The sequence below is a fragment of the Lottiidibacillus patelloidae genome (assembly GCF_002262935.1).
Taxonomy (GTDB): domain Bacteria; phylum Bacillota; class Bacilli; order Bacillales; family SA5d-4; genus Lottiidibacillus; species Lottiidibacillus patelloidae.
This window is the reverse complement of the sequence record NZ_NPIA01000001.1, coordinates 138,981-151,375: the sequence shown is the minus strand read 5'-3', so window position 1 is coordinate 151,375 and position 12,395 is coordinate 138,981. Positions and strand designations below refer to the sequence as shown.

Below are 12,395 nucleotides of genomic sequence, written 5' to 3'. Positions count from 1 at the left end.
CAATTGTTATTTTTCCATCCGCTATAACCTAATTATATTGATCATCAAATACAATTATATTAATATATTTTCTTGTCCAAATAAAAAGAGGCTAGCAATTATGTAGCTAACCTCTTGTCAGTATTATTTATCTTCTTTTATATATTCAATGACGTTTCCAACTATAGCTTCTCCTTGACGGATACAATCAGGGAGCCCAACACCATCGTAAGATGCTCCAGCTATATATAATCCTGGAAACTTTTCTATTAATTCTTTTTCTAGCTGTTCTCTTTTCTTTAAGTGACCGACTTCATATTGCTGCATAGCCTGTTTCCAGCGGGTTACAACAGTAAATTCAGGTTCAGCAGAAACACCCATCGTCTTTTCTAAGTCTTTTCTAACGACAGAAATAATTTCCTCGTCAGATTTGTCAACGATTTGCTGATCATCTGGTCGTCCTACATAACATCGTAAAAGCACGTAATCCTCTTTTGTAGTGTGTGGCCATTTCCGATATGTCCACGTACACGCTGTAATTCTTACGTCTTTTTCATTTCGTGATACTACAAAGCCAGTGCCTTCTTTATCCAGGCTAACAGCTGACCTCGGGTATGCTAACGCTACATTTGCTACAGAAGTTGTTGGTACACTTACTTCTGAAAAGACACTGCTATCGTTTAGTAGTTTAGCTGTTATGAAGTGTGGAGTGGTCATTACAATACTGTCATAATAGCTAGATTGACCATCTTCCGATTCAATATAGTAGCCTTGTACATCACGACTAATCTTTTCAATTTTTATCTTTTTAACAATTTCCACATCTGTTAATTGCTTCTCAATTTCCTGAACTAAGGAATACAATCCTTTTTTTAATGTTAAAAAGATACCTTGTTTCTTTTTCCCTTTTTCAGCTTTAGGAGTTGTGCTTTTCATTCCTAAAATTAAACTGCGATACTTCTGTTCCACTTGATAGAATTGTGGAAAAGTCGCCATTAAACTTAATTTATCAATATCCCCTGCATAAATGCCTGAGAGCAATGGTTCTATTAAGTTTTCAACTACTTCATCTCCTAAACGGTAGCGAAAAAAGTCTCCTAACGATTGGTCTTCTTTATTAGTCGACCTCGGTTTGATTAAATCAAACGCTGCCCTTGCCTTGCCGATTGGGGAAAAAAGGGCGGTTGTCACAAACGGTGACATTTTTGTTGGAATACCCATAACCGCTCCTTCTGGAATTGGATGAAGTGTTTTATTATTTAAAATGTATGCTTGACCCGTTTCATTTCTAACTAAATCATCTTCAAGACCAACCTCTTCAATAAGTTTAGTCATTGCTTCTTTTCTAGAAAGATACGAGTCTGGACCTCTTTCAATAATAAAGCCATCTTTGTAAAGCGTATTAATTTTTCCACCTAGTACGTCATTTTTTTCAAAAAGCGTAATTTCGATAGGTAGGTTTTGTTCCCGTTTTAGCTTTTGTAAATAAAAAGCTGTCGTTAAACCGGTGATACCTCCACCTATAATTGCTATTTTTTTAAAGTTCCCCATTTACTCACAGGCTTTCTTTATTTAATCTTTTTGCTACTACAGTTGCTAGGCATTGTAAAAACTCATCTTTCGCATTTGGCATTTCTGGGCGGTAATAACTAACACCAAGCTCGTCAGTAACCACTTTGCATTCATAGTCATTGTCGTACAGAACTTCTAAATGATCTGCAACAAAACCAAGTGGTGCGTAAACAAATGCCTGATAACTATGTTGTTCATATAATTCGCGCGTTAGATCTTGGACATCAGGCCCAATCCATGGGTCAGGAGTATTCCCTTCACTTTGCCAACCTACATAAACATTTTTAAAGTTTCCTTGCTTCGCGATAAGAGCAGCTGTTTCTTCCAATTGCTTTGGGTAAGGATCACCCATTGCAATAATTTTTTCAGGTAAACTGTGAGCAGACACAATTAAAGCTGCATTTTCCTGCTCATGTTTTGGCATCGATTCATATACTTTTGCAATTTCTTTCACCCAGTAATCAATAAACTTAGGCTCATCGTACCAACTTTCGATGAATGTGAACTTAGGTCCATCAATTTTTTCCGTTTCTACTTGTGCACGGTTATTGTATGATTTCACACTAAAGGTAGAAAAATGGGGTGCAAGAACAATACCAACTGCTTCTTCTATACCATCAGCTTTCATTTGTTGTACTGCATCTTCTATAAATGGGTCGATATGTTTTAAGCCAATATAAGCTTTAAATTCTTTATCCTCATACATTCCATTTAACGTTTTCTCTAAGCCAAACGCTTGTTGTTCTGTAATTTTTGCAAGTGGTGAAACGCCACCAATAGCTGCATAGCGGTCTGTTAAATCCTTAAGTGCCTCTGGAGATGGCTTTCTACCTCTACGGATATGTGTATAATATGGTTCAATTTCCTCTTCGCTTCGTGGTGTTCCGTAGGCCATCACTAATAAGCCTATTTTTTTCTTTACCAATGAAAACACCTCTGTTTATTTATTTGAAGAATAATCGTGAATAAATTTAGTTAATCGTTGTAAAGTTTCAACTTTTACTTCTGGGAATACACCGTGACCTAAATTAAAAACATAACCTGGTTGAGCCATTCCTTGGTCTAAAATTTCTTTAACTCTTTCCTCAATTACGTTCCAAGGTGCTAATAAAACAGTTGGGTCAAGGTTTCCTTGTAATGTTTTATTAATTCCCATTTCGCGTGCCTCTTTCAGTTGTGTTCTCCAGTCCACTCCAATAACATCTAATGGAAGTTCATTAAACTCCTTCATTAAGTGACGAGTACCTACACCATGCATAATTAATGGAACACCTTCACCACGTAGTTCTGTGAAAATTCGCTCCATCACTGGTTTAATGTAAATGCGATAGTCTGCAGCGTTGACTGTCCCAATCCATGAATCAAAAATTTGGATAGCTTTTACACCGGCTTTAATTTGGGCCTTCACATAAGAAATAACCATATCGCCTAGCTTATCCATTAATAGGAACCACGTTTCAGGCTCTGAATACATCATTGCTTTTGTTTTGTAATAGTTTTTAGAAGGTCCGCCTTCTATCATATAACTTGCAAGTGTAAACGGCGCACCACTAAAACCAATTAAAGGTACGTCTAATTGCTCGTTCACAAGTAACTTAATTGTGTCTAGTATGTAAGGAACATCTTGCTCTGGCTCAATTTTTCCAAGCTTTTCTACATCAGCTTTAGAGCGAATTGGATCATCAATAACTGGTCCGATACCAGATTTAATCTCTACATCTACTCCGATTGCTGGTAAAGGTGACATAATGTCTTTATATAAAATAGCTGCGTCTACACCATGCTGGTCTACAGGTAGCTTTGTTACATAGGCGCAAATTTCAGGATTGTGCGTAATTTCAAATAAAGAGTATTTTTCTTTTAATTTTCGATATTCAGGTTGAGAACGCCCTGCTTGACGCATATACCAAACTGGTACATAGTCCGTTTTCTCTCCACGGTAAGCTTTTAAGATAGTATCATTAAACGGTTTTGACATACAAAACACACCTTTCTATTACCCCATTCTGCTTATACTATATCGTTTACACTTTCTCTTGTATAGTAAGACGTAAAAACTGTCATAAAATTGACAAAGAAAAGCTGAGACGACTGATTAGCGACGTATGAACTGGAATACTTCGATTGAGATAAAGGAAACACAAAGTGTATTCACTTTGATGTTGACTTATCGCAGATGAGGAGTGTGAAGTTTTCTAGCAGTTGATTGCTGAAGCTGAATCAGTAAAGAATTACTATTAATCCTTAAAAAACGAAATTATTGCTTCATTAGAAGTTTTTCCTTCCAACATTGTTTGTGGGTTTTTAGGTATCACATAATACTTTATCGACCCAAATATCGGTACATCGGAAACATGAAAACTTCCATTGCCTATTACGGTCCCTATTAATTGTTGCTTTTGATTTTTCACTTCATAAATATTATAAATTACCCGCTCATCTTCTGAAGGAGTCCATGTTAAGTTCACAGAAAGAAATCCAAAACTACTAAATGAGAGGTTTGCCTTTAAATCGTCCACTTTCGGTAGACGTACAGGAGGTTCTAAATCTTTTACACCTAATGGTCGGATAAAATTAACCTCTTCATCCCTCTGTACATCCGAAATAATCTTTTTGAAAAGAACGGTTGGGAAGTTTCCCCCTCCAGTTAAATACTGCTCACTAGAAGTCTTGTCATACCCCATCCAAAGTGCACCTACAATTTTTGGTGTATACCCAACAAACCAAGCATCTTTCGTTGTATAGTCTTTATTTGGATTTTGTGTGCTACCTGTTTTCCCTGCTAGTGTTCCTTCATAATTACCGTATCTGCCTGTACCACTTTGAATAACCCCTTCTAACATTTTAGTCATATACCATGCAGTCTGTTTACTTACGACTTTTGTTTTTTTCACCTCTCTTTTATGTAAGACTTTTCCTTCACTATCATATATGGCTGTAATAAAATATGGACTTACCATTTCTCCAGCATTTGCAAACGCAGAATAAGCTTTCGCCATTTGTAAAGGCGTAACCCCTGTTGAAATCCCTCCAAGCGCTAATGCAAGACTATCTTCTCTAGATAATTGAATACCAAATTTTTCAGCATATTCCTTACCTTTATCAATACCCATTTCATTCAAAAGCCAAACAGCCGAAGCATTTCCACTTTTTAATAACGCATCATACATAGTAATTTGTATATCATAAACGTCATTATAATTTTTCGGTCTATATCCATCATATGACAACTTACGGTCAACTAATATGGAATATGGATGAAATGGAAACTCTTCTAATGCTGGGCTATACACAACTATTGGCTTAAAAGTCGACCCAGGTTGTCGTTTTACATTTACCCTGTTTAATCCTTTAGGGACATAATTTCTCCCTCCTTGAACTGCTAACACACCACCAGTATGACGATTTAGTAAAACCAATGCACCTTCCACTTCTTCATCAACACCTGGAAAATGAGTCGACTCTTGAAAATAGTCATATGATACTTCTTGTAACTCCTTCTTCATTGGAACTACAATCGTATAACCACCTCGCGCAATCTCTTCATTTGTTAAATGATACTTATCTTCTGCCTCATTTAATACTAAATCAATGTATGATTGCATAGCAGTATCATTTCTCACTTTTTTAATATCTAAATTAATTGTTTTTCCTTGTAGTCGTACAGCTTCACCAGGATCTAAATAATCTTCTCGTTCCATTTTTGCTAAGACTAGATTACGTCTTTCAAATGCATCTTCATAGTTTTTAATAGGTGAATAATGAGAAGGTGCTTTAGGCAGCGCAGCAAGAAGTGCTCCTTCTATAACTGATAAGTCTGAAACATCTTTATTAAAGTACAGTTCTGCAGCTGCTTGAATCCCATATGCTCCGTGACCAAAATAAATATTGTTTAAATAAAATTCTAAAAGTTTTTTCTTTGTATATGCTCTCTCTAAATTTAAAGCAATGACGACCTCCTTTGTTTTCCTAAGCCATGTTTTTTCATGAGAGAGAAAGATATTTTTGGCAAGTTGCTGAGTTATTGTGCTTCCACCTTGTACTTTACTCCCACTAATTAAATCCTTATAAATAGCTCGAGCGATTGCCTTTAAATCAATTCCTGGATGTTTATAAAAGCGCGCATCTTCAATTGCGATAAACGCTTCTTGTACATGCTCCGGAATATCTTTTATGGAAACCAATTCTCTATTTTCAATAAACAAACTTGCTAATTCATTACCGTCTTCATCTTTTAAAACAGTCGTGGCATTCATAACAAGTTTCTTTTCATCAATTACGTAATCTCCTAAAAAAATAATGAGTATATAAAATAACAGTCCGGCTATAGATGACATTAGGATAATAGTAAGTAATAACAAACCTTTTCTAAACAAATCCTTGCCTCCTTAGCTTTTGCCTATTGTTATCTTTTACAAGCTACGGCTATTTATTACAATTATCGGGCACCAATATTTTTGCCCTGCATACTATATGAATGGAAAGTATCCTCCTTTACTTTCCTTCCTTTGTTTTCCCTTTTCCCTTGTGTTTCCCTTTTCCTTTTTTGTTTTCCCCCAAAAGCAAAAACCACCCATCCCCTGGGTGGTTTTTGTATTTATAGTATGTTGTTACGATTCGCATATATTGCAGCTTGGGTTCGGTCGGAAACATCTAGTTTATGTAAAATATTACTAACATGTGTTTTTACTGTTTTAACACCAATAAATAACTCATCAGCAATCTCTTGATTTGTTTTCCCCCGGCCAATACAAACTAAGACTTCTAATTCTCGTTTTGTTAATTGCTCATGTAATGTTGGTTCTGGCTTTCTAATTCGATTCAACATTTTATTCGCCACTTTCGGTTCGATAACTGGCTCATTGTTAATCGCTTTTTTTATTGCATCAGTTACTTCCGTTGCACTAGCTGTTTTTAATAAATAACTATATGCTCCCGCTTCAATTGCCGGGAATACTTGTTCATCATCATAATAACTAGTAATAATAATTATTTTACAGGAAGGTAAAAACTCCATTATTTCTTTTGTTGCTTCTATTCCTGTACCGTTTTCCATTAGTAAATCCATAAGCATAACATCAGGCTTTTCTCTTTTTGCTAGTTCAACTGCTGTCTTTCCACTAGATGCTTCTCCGACTATATCTAAATATGGCTCTGTTATTAAGTATGATAGAATTCCTTTTCTAACCATATCGTGATCATCAACAACAGCAATTCTAATTTTCTCCATCATATTCCCTCCTAACTTGAAGAGGAACTTTCACTTGTAGGTATGTCCCTTCCCCTTCTTTTGATTGGAGTGACAAAGTCCCACCTAATTCCTCACATCGTTCTTTCATTGTTTTTAATCCGTAAGATATTAATTTCTCTTTTTCTATGTTAAATCCTTTGCCATTATCACTAATAAGTAAGCGTAGGTCATTACCTCTTTCATATAAACTAACTTTAACTTCAGTTGCATCTGCATGGCGAAGTATGTTTGATAAAGCTTCTTGAACGATCCGAAATATATGATTTTCAATTCCAGTCGAAAGAAATTTAACTTCTTCAATGTGAGTAATGAAACTTATTTTACACTTACTCTTTAACTCTTCTATTAACTTATATATTCCTTCATGTAAAGAGTCTTTCGTTAAATGTGTTGGACGTAAGTGTAAAAGTAATGCGCGCATCTCTGCTTGTGCAAGTCCAGCCATTTCTGCAATTTCAGTCATCTGTTTCTTTGCTAATGAGACATCTTGCTCAATGACACGTAAGCAAGCTGAAGTCATCATATTTAAGGCAAATAGTTGCTGGCTAACTGCATCATGAAGTTCTCGAGCTAGCCTTTGACGTTCTTCCTCAGTTGCTAATTGATGCGCTTTATCGGCAAGCTCAGCATTTTTTTCTACTAGGCGTTGCAATGACTGGACACTGCCTTCAACTTTTTCCGCCAGTTCATTTAATTCTTCTGAGCATTTTTGAATTTCATCACTGTCTTGCTCAGAAGCTGTATCAATTCGTGCCTTAAGATTTCCCCTTGTTAAGATAGCTATAAATGTAGAAAAGTCCTCTAAACGCTTTTGGTAATTTCTAATGCCTTTATAGAAGAAAGAAAAACCACTAATAAATACTGTACAGAATACTAGCATTGTTAGAAAAATTGAATCGAATAATTTATTATTAATATTTATGAGTAAGTAGATTTGATATCCGGCAAAAAAGAGAATCATAACTGCAAGAGAATGTAATATGTGCGACTTTAACCATTTCCATGTCATACTTGAAATATGAACCATCTAATCCACCACCTATATCTGATCAATTCTTAAGTCTAACACTTTAAAGTCAAACACAAATCGTAATCGTTTTGTGGCAGTATCGAACCCTGCTGTTTTATAACGGTAGTCTTTCAATAGTCCATCTTCTTTTGTTCCACATACTTTAATATCGCCGACTTTAGCATAAGCTTCAATCGAAAACTCCACATCTTCGGGAAGTAATATATCTACATCACCTACCCAGCCAGATAGTTGAATATCTGTTTCTGTTTCTGGAATAAAAGCTTTCGTAAAATCAAAAGTGAAATCCCCTACTGCCTTCCATTGGTTCATCGGCTCCACTTGCCAATTAGGATCCTTATAACTAACCGTCCCAACCGGGCTTTTTCCTTTATCATTTAAAACTACTTTAATATTTCCACTGTTTTTTTCATGATTTTTTGATTTAACATGCTTTCTAGTTAACACTTTTAATCCTATATAAATAAGAATAATAGGCCATAGCTTCCAAAGTGTTGCAAGTTCAAAAGAAAGCATTTGCAGCTCATCCATAAAAAGTAACAAGCCAATTGTAATTAAAAAGAGCGACCAAAATATACTCTTATTTCTTTTATAAAAAACAATATTAACTATTCCTTTCAAGCCAATTAAGACGAGAATAATAGGAATACCAAAAGCAATAACTTGTGAAAATGTAAGCGAAATTACTTCCAAATTAATTAGAAGCAATACAGTCCCTAGTGAAACAAACATAAGTGCTGTAATAAAATTTGAAAATTTCATATCTACCTACCCCTTTTCTATGAAAACTACTTAAATTCGCTGCATCGTTTATTGTTACTTCTAGTATAAGAAAGATTCTAAGGAGATAACACTTGCTGAAGTCTACATTCTTCTCCGTCTTAAGGCGGATAGAAAAGCGAGGCGAACGATCAGCGACGTAAAACCTTATAACACTTTGAACTAAGATAAAGGAAACACGATGAGTATTGCGAATCGATGTTGACTTATCGAAAGTGAGAAGTCTATAGGTTTCTAGTCGTTGTGAGCCGCAGCTAGATCAATATAGAAAAGCGAGGCGAACAATCAGCGACGTAAAACCTTATAACACTTTGAAATATGATAATGCTCGATATACAGCAAAAACGATAGAAAAATATTCTATCGTTTTAATTTTGGTGCGAGTAAATTTACTAATAAAACCGTTAATCCAAGTACTGCTATACCAGCTGCAAAGCCCCCAATTACATCTGTTAAATAATGAACATGTAAATAAACTCTACTTAAACCGATAAACAGTATCATTATCGAAACAGAAATTACAACTATTGTTTTATGACTGCTCTTTTTCAATTGCATAATAATAAGGTATGCTAAAAAACCATAGAAAGCTAACGCTACCATTGCATGTCCACTCGGAAAACTATGACCAACACCTTCAACTTCATTATTTATTAAAGGTCGATCACGTCCTACTAAGCTTTTAAACTTCTTATTCAAAAAATCTCCACCTGCTACTGTAATTACTAGTCCTAGTAGCGGCGCGTAATGGCGATAGCGGATGCCAGCCCATAATAGCCCTAATAAAAACATCGAAATAATTCCAGCTTTAGATCCAAGTGAAGTAAAACCTATCATAATTGCTGTTAGCATTTCCGTTTCAATCATATCGACAATTGAAGAAGCGAAAGCATCTATTATAAAAGAACTTCCTTCTTTAATGGAGATGGCTAAGTATGTAAAAATTAATATTGAAATGAACACAATTACCATTGAAATATTACTCTTTTTATTAAGTTGTAGTTTATTATTCGTCTCTACTTTCATCATATCTCTCCTTTTATAACACATAGTAAAAAACCACCGGTTTCTTTTCGGCGGTTCTTAGTCTTTATTCTACTTCGCCTTCCCACTCAAGCATACCGCCACTCATATTAATAACGTTATAGCCTAATTGAGTTAAGTATGCACATGCTTTACCACTGCGATTACCTGAACGGCAAATTAAAATATGTTCTTTATCTTTTTCAATTTCTGCAATTCTTTCTGTAAACTCGCTTAATGGGATATTTTTAATCCCAGGAATTTTTCCAGCTTCAACCTCGTCCACTTCACGAACATCAATTAAACTCACTTGTTTATCCTTTATTAATTGTTCTACTTCTTTGACTGTAAGTTCTTTCATTATAATACCCTCCACATTTCACATTCCTTTCTATTGTACATAACTTCAATTTTTTTTAGAAGGGTATATTTAATTTTTTACAACAACTAAGAATATATAGAATGATATAATTATTGTAATATTTTCAAAAAAATTAATCGGAGGAAAACATGGATAATAATCTTAATCACTTATTAGAAACAATGTATGACGAAATGGTTTCAATACGTAGATATTTACATCAAAATCCAGAACTATCCTTCCAAGAAGTTAATACACCTGCTTACATTGCTAAATTCCATGAGCAATTAGGTCATGAGGTTAAAACGAAGGTTGGAGGTCGTGGCGTTGTTGCAACTTTAAGAGGTGAGCTTCCTGGTAAAACAGTTGCATTAAGAGCGGACTTTGACGCACTTCCTATTCAAGAGCAAAATGACTTCTCTTATAAATCAAAAGTTGACGGAGTAATGCACGCATGTGGTCACGATGGTCACACAGCAACCTTACTCGTCCTTGCTAAAGCATTGAACAAAATGAAAGATCAACTTTGCGGGACAATTGTTTTTATTCATCAGCATGCCGAAGAATTTGCTCCTGGAGGCGCAATTGCGATGATCGAAGATGGCTGTTTAGAAAATGTCGATGTCATTTTCGGAACGCATCTTTGGGCAACAGAGAAAACCGGGAATATTTTAGTAAGTGATGGCCCTATTATGGCTGCAGCTGATCGTTTCTCCATAAAAATTATTGGCGAAGGTGGACATGGAGGAAGACCGCATGAAACGAAAGATGCTATCGTTGTTGCTTCTCAATTGGTCATGCAATTGCAACACATCGTTAGTCGCAAAGTTGACCCTCTAGAACAAGCAGTCGTTTCCATAGGTTCATTTGTGGCTAAAAATGCTTTTAATGTTATTGCAGATGAAGCTGTCATAGAGGGAACTGTTCGTACTTTTAATGAAGATATTCGAGATTTTATTGAAATGGAAATAGAACGACATATAAAAGGGGTATCTTTAGCAAATAGCACCGACTATGTTTATGAATATAACCGTGGCTACCCACCAGTAGTCAACCATAAAGAAGAAGCTAGCTTTATCGCTAATATTGCTGAGAGCATTGATGATGTTAATCAGGTCAAAAAGCTTGTACCAATCATGGGTGGTGAAGATTTTGCTTATTATTTGCAGCATGTAAAAGGAGTATTTTTCTTTACTGGTGCAAGAGATGAAACTAGAGCTTCCGTATACCCTCACCACCATCCAAAGTTTAATTTTGACGAAAAAGGAATGCTCATAGCAGCGAAAACATTAGGAAAAGCGACTTTACACTACTTAAAATAAAGTGTAGCCACTCGTAACTAATCATTTTACATATTTTGCACATACTAAAAGCAAAACGATTGGTTATGTGAGGTTTTCTATGCAACTTTTATACATTTTATATTTGACGATTGGCTTGACACTGCTTTTTGCAACACTTCCAAAAAAACTTCATCTTCTAGAACATTGGTTGATCTGGATGGTATTTGTATTTTTTTACACTAGTTTTCTTTCTGTCATTGTCGATAATGCAAAACTTTGGGTATTAGCAGATCAAGAAGCATATCATTGGCATTTCAAATTAACACAAATTGTACTACTTCCCGTTATGGTTATGTTTTATTTACAGTTAATGTTAACTTTCCAAAAAATCACTCGACAAATAATTGTAACCATTACCTTTATTATTGCCTTTTTGCTAGTAGAGCAGTTATTACAATATACAAATATTATAGAATTTCGCGATTGGTCAATTGCTCAATCAATTATTGCATGGGTCATTATATTAACTGTTATAGTAATTGTTCAGAAATGGTTTAGAAAGTTGTTAGTGAAAGAGGGGGTAATGAAACAATGAATTACTTACCTCTTCCACAACAATTTGATCAAAATGAATGGTTTATTATTATATCGATTATTTTATCCTATACTTTTATATATTTTCTTCCACACCGCTTTCCAACAAGTATCTCTATCTTAGTAATGTTTTTTTCAGTTTTTGTTGCACGTGTTGTCGATGAGCTATTAGCAGGCCCTAAAGTTGATTTTTATGATGTAATTGATTCTGGTAAATATGAATTATTTGATATTATTTCCTATATGATGTATGCACCCTTTGCCTACCTATTGGTTTATTTTTTTGATAAATTTCAGTTGAGAGGCTTGTTGTTATTCTTTTATATTGTTGCTTTTTCTCTTTTCGGATGGGGATTTGAATGGATAAGTGAGCACTTTCATTTATTTACTTATAATGAGTGGAAGTTTAGCTATTCTCTTGCTGTTTATTTAATTATCCAGCCAATTACACTTTTATTTTTCATATTAATAAGTAATTCTCACAAAAAATGTATTAATAAATAGTTAAAATAAAAACCGATT

12 protein-coding genes are annotated in these 12,395 nt (G+C 34.9%); 3 read left to right on the top strand and 9 right to left on the bottom strand.

The window, feature by feature from the left end; all coding sequences use genetic code 11:
* Positions 1-123 precede the first annotated feature (123 nt).
* The 9 genes from hemY to CIB95_RS00865 all read right to left on the bottom strand — a co-directional run bounded on the left by hemY (position 124) and on the right by CIB95_RS00865 (position 9,996).
* Positions 124-1,530, bottom strand: a complete 1,407-nt coding sequence (hemY, locus tag CIB95_RS00905) for a protoporphyrinogen oxidase (RefSeq protein ID WP_094920623.1) — start codon at positions 1,528-1,530, stop codon at positions 124-126.
* Positions 1,531-1,534: 4 nt separating this feature from the next.
* Positions 1,535-2,476: a ferrochelatase gene (hemH, locus tag CIB95_RS00900; RefSeq protein WP_094920622.1), complete on the bottom strand. Its 942-nt coding sequence runs from the start codon at positions 2,474-2,476 to the stop codon at positions 1,535-1,537.
* Between the two features lie 15 nt (positions 2,477-2,491).
* Complete coding sequence (gene hemE / locus CIB95_RS00895; RefSeq protein WP_094920618.1) at positions 2,492-3,529, bottom strand: uroporphyrinogen decarboxylase; 1,038 nt, start codon at positions 3,527-3,529, stop codon at positions 2,492-2,494.
* A gap of 259 nt (positions 3,530-3,788) precedes the next feature.
* Complete coding sequence (locus tag CIB95_RS00890) at positions 3,789-5,888, bottom strand: PBP1A family penicillin-binding protein (protein ID WP_198949156.1); 2,100 nt, start codon at positions 5,886-5,888, stop codon at positions 3,789-3,791.
* 260 nt (positions 5,889-6,148) lie between these two features.
* Positions 6,149-6,781: a response regulator gene (locus tag CIB95_RS00885; RefSeq protein ID WP_094920611.1), complete on the bottom strand. Its 633-nt coding sequence runs from the start codon at positions 6,779-6,781 to the stop codon at positions 6,149-6,151.
* The gene (locus tag CIB95_RS00880) at positions 6,768-7,829 is read right to left on the bottom strand and encodes a sensor histidine kinase (RefSeq protein ID WP_094920609.1); all 1,062 of its coding nucleotides are present in this window, start codon (positions 7,827-7,829) and stop codon (positions 6,768-6,770) included. The genes CIB95_RS00885 and CIB95_RS00880 overlap by 14 nt, the downstream gene beginning before the upstream one ends.
* 12 nt (positions 7,830-7,841) lie before the next feature.
* Entirely contained in the window at positions 7,842-8,594 is a 753-nt protein-coding gene (liaF, locus tag CIB95_RS00875) for a cell wall-active antibiotics response protein LiaF (RefSeq protein WP_094920607.1), read from the bottom strand.
* Positions 8,595-8,972: 378 nt separating this feature from the next.
* Positions 8,973-9,641 carry a phosphatase PAP2 family protein gene (locus CIB95_RS00870; protein WP_158217537.1) on the bottom strand — a complete coding sequence of 223 codons (669 nt, stop codon included), beginning with the start codon at positions 9,639-9,641 and terminating at the stop codon, positions 8,973-8,975.
* A 61-nt stretch (positions 9,642-9,702) separates the two neighbouring features.
* Positions 9,703-9,996, bottom strand: a complete 294-nt coding sequence (locus CIB95_RS00865) for a rhodanese-like domain-containing protein (RefSeq protein ID WP_094920603.1) — start codon at positions 9,994-9,996, stop codon at positions 9,703-9,705.
* Between the two features lie 149 nt (positions 9,997-10,145).
* On the opposite strand from CIB95_RS00865, the gene CIB95_RS00860 reads away from it, so the two are divergent.
* The 3 genes from CIB95_RS00860 (at position 10,146) to CIB95_RS00850 (ending at position 12,377) form a co-directional block, all read left to right on the top strand.
* Entirely contained in the window at positions 10,146-11,318 is a 1,173-nt protein-coding gene (locus CIB95_RS00860) for a M20 metallopeptidase family protein (RefSeq protein ID WP_094920601.1), read from the top strand.
* Positions 11,319-11,397: 79 nt separating this feature from the next.
* Complete coding sequence (locus tag CIB95_RS00855; protein ID WP_094920599.1) at positions 11,398-11,874, top strand: hypothetical protein; 477 nt, start codon at positions 11,398-11,400, stop codon at positions 11,872-11,874.
* The gene (locus CIB95_RS00850; protein ID WP_094920596.1) at positions 11,871-12,377 is read left to right on the top strand and encodes a hypothetical protein; all 507 of its coding nucleotides are present in this window, start codon (positions 11,871-11,873) and stop codon (positions 12,375-12,377) included. Before CIB95_RS00855 ends, CIB95_RS00850 begins: the two co-directional genes overlap by 4 nt.
* Positions 12,378-12,395: the final 18 nt, after the last annotated feature.

Coding starts and splice junctions, on each gene's coding strand:
- hemY (WP_094920623.1), bottom strand. CDS start 1,530: ATGGGGAACTTTAAAAAAATAGCAATTATAGGTGGAGGTATCACCGGT.
- hemE (WP_094920618.1), bottom strand. CDS start 3,529: ATGTCAAAACCGTTTAATGATACTATCTTAAAAGCTTACCGTGGAGAG.
- CIB95_RS00890 (WP_198949156.1), bottom strand. CDS start 5,888: ATGTCATCTATAGCCGGACTGTTATTTTATATACTCATTATTTTTTTA.
- CIB95_RS00885 (WP_094920611.1), bottom strand. CDS start 6,781: ATGGAGAAAATTAGAATTGCTGTTGTTGATGATCACGATATGGTTAGA.
- CIB95_RS00880 (WP_094920609.1), bottom strand. CDS start 7,829: ATGGTTCATATTTCAAGTATGACATGGAAATGGTTAAAGTCGCACATA.
- liaF (WP_094920607.1), bottom strand. CDS start 8,594: ATGAAATTTTCAAATTTTATTACAGCACTTATGTTTGTTTCACTAGGG.
- CIB95_RS00870 (WP_158217537.1), bottom strand. CDS start 9,641: ATGATGAAAGTAGAGACGAATAATAAACTACAACTTAATAAAAAGAGT.
- CIB95_RS00865 (WP_094920603.1), bottom strand. CDS start 9,996: ATGAAAGAACTTACAGTCAAAGAAGTAGAACAATTAATAAAGGATAAA.
- CIB95_RS00860 (WP_094920601.1), top strand. CDS start 10,146: ATGGATAATAATCTTAATCACTTATTAGAAACAATGTATGACGAAATG.
- CIB95_RS00855 (WP_094920599.1), top strand. CDS start 11,398: ATGCAACTTTTATACATTTTATATTTGACGATTGGCTTGACACTGCTT.
- CIB95_RS00850 (WP_094920596.1), top strand. CDS start 11,871: ATGAATTACTTACCTCTTCCACAACAATTTGATCAAAATGAATGGTTT.